Genomic DNA, 3,596 nt, shown 5'->3' on the forward strand with positions numbered 1-3,596 from the left:
GAGCGCCGATCCCGTCGAACTGCGTGCTGCGCTGGCCGCTCGGCTACCGGCCTACATGATCCCCGCGGCGGTGGTGGTGGTTGACACGTTGCCGTTGACACCCAACGGCAAACTCGACAAACGCGCCCTACCGGCACCCGAATACAGCAATGTCGACCGCTACCGCGCCCCGGGCAACGCGGTCGAGGAAATCATGGCCGGCATCTACGCCGAAGTTCTCGGCTTAGAGCGGGTCGGAGTTGACGACTCGTTCTTCGAGCTGGGTGGGGACAGCATTTCCTCGATGCAGGTGGTCGCGCGGGCACGGGCGGCTGGGCTGGTGTGCCGGCCGCGTGATGTGTTCGTCGAGCAAAGCGTGGCCCGGCTAGCCCGGGTAGTGGGGGCGGCCCAGGCCGGCGGTGGTGTGGTTGATGAGGGGATCGGGCCATTGGCCGCGACCCCGATCATGCACTGGCTGGCCGGCGTGGACGGCCCCACCGAGGAGTTCAACCAGACCGTCGTGGTGTCGGCCCCTGCGGGGGTGACCCAGGCCGATGTGGTGGTGCTGGTGCAGGCATTGCTGGATCGGCATGCTGTGTTGCGGCTGCGCGCAGCGGACGACGGGGCCGGGGGGTGGTCGTTGCAGGTGCGCGAGCCCGGGGTTATCGAGGCGCGCCACTGTGTTCACGCTGTCGACGTGTTGTCCGATGAAGGGCTGACCTGGGCACGGGCGCGGTTGGATCCGGCCGCGGGGGTGATGCTGAGCGCGTTGTGGGTGGCCGAGGCCGCTCAGTTGGTGTTGATCGTTCACCATCTGGCCATTGATGCGGTGTCGTGGCGCATTGTGCTCGATGACCTCAACACCGCCTGGGCTCAGCATCGCAGCGGGCAGCCCATCGCCCTGCCCAGCGTTGGGACGTCGTTTGTCCGGTGGGCGGGGTTGCTGGTGGAGTATGCGCGCCGTCCCGAGGTGGTGCGGTGCGCCGATGCGTGGAAGCAGGTGGTGGGAGCACCGGCGCTATTGCCGCCGGTGCGCCCGGCGGTGGATACCTATCAAAGCGCGGGGCATCTGTCGGTATCACTGGATGCCCACACCAGCGGGCTGTTGCTGGGTGAGGTGCCCGCGGCGTTTCATGCCGGTATCCAAGACATCTTGCTGATCGCGTTGGGGTTGGCGGTGGCCCAGTTTGTCGGCAACGGGTCCGAGCCGGTCGGCATCGACGTCGAGAGTCATGGGCGCCACGAGGAGCTAGGTCCTGAGGTGGACCTGTCGCGCACGGTGGGCTGGTTTACCGCCAAGTATCCGGTGTCGTTGAGTGTGGGTGGGCTGCGCTGGGGGCAGGTGGTTGCTGGTGAGGCGGGGTTGGGGGCGCTAGTCAAGGATGTCAAAGAGCAGCTGCGTGCGCTGCCGCATCCGCTGAGCTTCGGGGTGCTGCGCTATCTGAATCCCGAGGTGGACCTGGGCGAGTCGGACCCGCTGATCGGGTTCAACTACCTGGGCCGGCTGGGTGCCGTGACCGCTGATGGGTGGCGGCTCACTCAGGACGGCGTGTTGGTTCTGGGTGCGGCCGCGGCGTTGCCCATGGCACTTGGGCACACCGTGGAGCTCAACGCCGCCACCATCGACACCGAGGTCGGCCCGCGGGTGCACGCCAACTGGATATGGGCGCCCTCGGCGCTGGACGAGGCGGCGGTCAGTGGGCTGAGCCGGTTGTGGGTGCAGGCGCTGGAGGGTCTGTGCGCGCATGTGCGCGCCGGTGGGGGCGGGCTGACCCCGTCGGATATTGTGCCGGCTCGATTGAGCCAGCCCCAGATCGACGAGTTGTGCCGGCATTACCAGGTTGCCGATATTTTGCCGTTGACCCCGCTGCAGCAGGGCCTGCTGTTTCACGCCAGCACCGCCCACGGCGCTGAGCCCGATCTGTATGCGCTGCAGCTGGACATCACGTTAAGTGGCGGCCTTGACCCCGATCGGCTGCGTGATGCGGTGCACACCGTGGTCATCCGGTATCCCCACCTGGCGGCCCGATTCTGCGACCGGTTTGACCAGCCGGTGCAGATCATCCCGGCCGACCCTGCGGTGGGGTGGCGCTATGTCAAGCTCGACGGCCCCGACGGCGCTGATGTTGAGGAGCAAATTCAGCGGCTGTGTGCTGCTGAGCGGGCCGCGGTCGGCGATCTCGCTCACCCGCCGGCGTTTCGGGTGGTGTTGATCCGCACCGCCGAGCATCGGCACCGCTGTGTGCTGACTTTCCACCACATCGTCATCGATGGCTGGTCGTTGCCGATCCTGCTCGGGGAAATCTTTGCCGGCTACCACCGTCGGCGGCTGGCGACACCCGGGTCCTATCGCAGGTTTGTGTGCTGGCTGGCCGACCGCGATCTGGATGCCGCCCGCGCGGCCTGGGCGCAGGTGCTAGCCGGTTTTGACAGTCCCACCCTGGTCGGTCCGGCGCAAAGGGCCGGACTCGGGCAGCGAAGCATCGCCTCCTATCGGCTGACCGAGCACACCACCGGGGCGCTCCATGAGCTGGCCCGCTCACAGCACACCACCATCAACACCGTGTTGCAGGGCGCGTTCGCGCAGCTGCTGATGTGGTTGACCGGCCAGCACGACATCGTATTTGGCACCGCGGTGTCGGGTAGGCCCACCGAGATGGCGGGCGCGGAGTCGATGGTGGGCCTGTTGATCAACACGGTTCCGGTGCGCGCGCGCCTCACCGCGGCGACCACCACCAAACAACTGCTCGACCAACTCCAACACACCTACAACCACACCCTGGAGCACCAGCACCTGGCACTCAGCGAAATCCATCGGCTCAGCGGCCAGGACCAACTGTTCGACACCTTGCTGGTGTTCGAAAACTACCCGGTCGACACCGCCGCACTTTCCGGCGCCGACGAGCTGGCGGTCACCGAGTTCAAAGGCCGCGAATGCAATCACTACCCCCTGACGGTGCAGGCCGTGCCCGGACCCGAACTGGGCCTTCGCGTCGAATACGACGCCGAGGTATTCGACGCGGCCACGATCGAGGCGCTGATTGGACGGTTGGAGCGGGTGTTGGTGGCGATGACCGCCGACCCGACCCGGGCGTTGTCGTCGATGGATGTGCTCGATGAGTCTGAGCATGCCCGGTTGGACGCGCTTGGTAACCGGGCGGTGTTGACGGAGCCGAGCAGCGCGCCGGTGTCGATTCCGGTGTTGTTCGCCCAGCAGGTCGACCGGACACCGGATGCGGTGGCGCTGACGTGCGGCGGTAGTTCGTGGACCTACCGCGAGCTGGATGAGGCGTCGAATCGGTTGGCGCACTTGTTGGCCGAGCAGGGGGTGGGCCCGGGACGGTGTGTGGCGCTGCTGTTTTCCCGGTCGGTCGAGGCGACTGTGGCGATCGTGGCAGTGCTCAAGGCGGGGGCGGCGTATCTGCCGATCGATCCGGCGGTGCCTAGGGCGCGAATCGAGTTCATGCTCACCGATGCCGCACCGGTAGCCGCGGTCAGCACCGCGGATCTGCGGGCCCGGTTGGACGGGTTTGATCTGGCGGTCCTTGATGTTGATGACCCGGCTGTGCAGGCCCAGCCCAGCACGGCGTTGCCGGCGCCGGCCGCGGAGGACCTGG

The 3,596-nt window shown here is 67.1% G+C and carries 1 protein-coding gene; it reads left to right on the forward strand.

The genetic code is table 11. From position 1 onward, the window contains the following. Positions 1-3,596, forward strand: a 3,596-nt coding sequence (locus A5791_RS00650; protein WP_156660926.1) for a condensation domain-containing protein, incomplete at both ends; no start/stop codon positions are given.

Origin of the sequence: Mycobacterium sp. 852002-51163_SCH5372311 (assembly GCF_001667115.1) — a bacterium.
In the GTDB taxonomy this organism is placed as follows: domain Bacteria; phylum Actinomycetota; class Actinomycetes; order Mycobacteriales; family Mycobacteriaceae; genus Mycobacterium.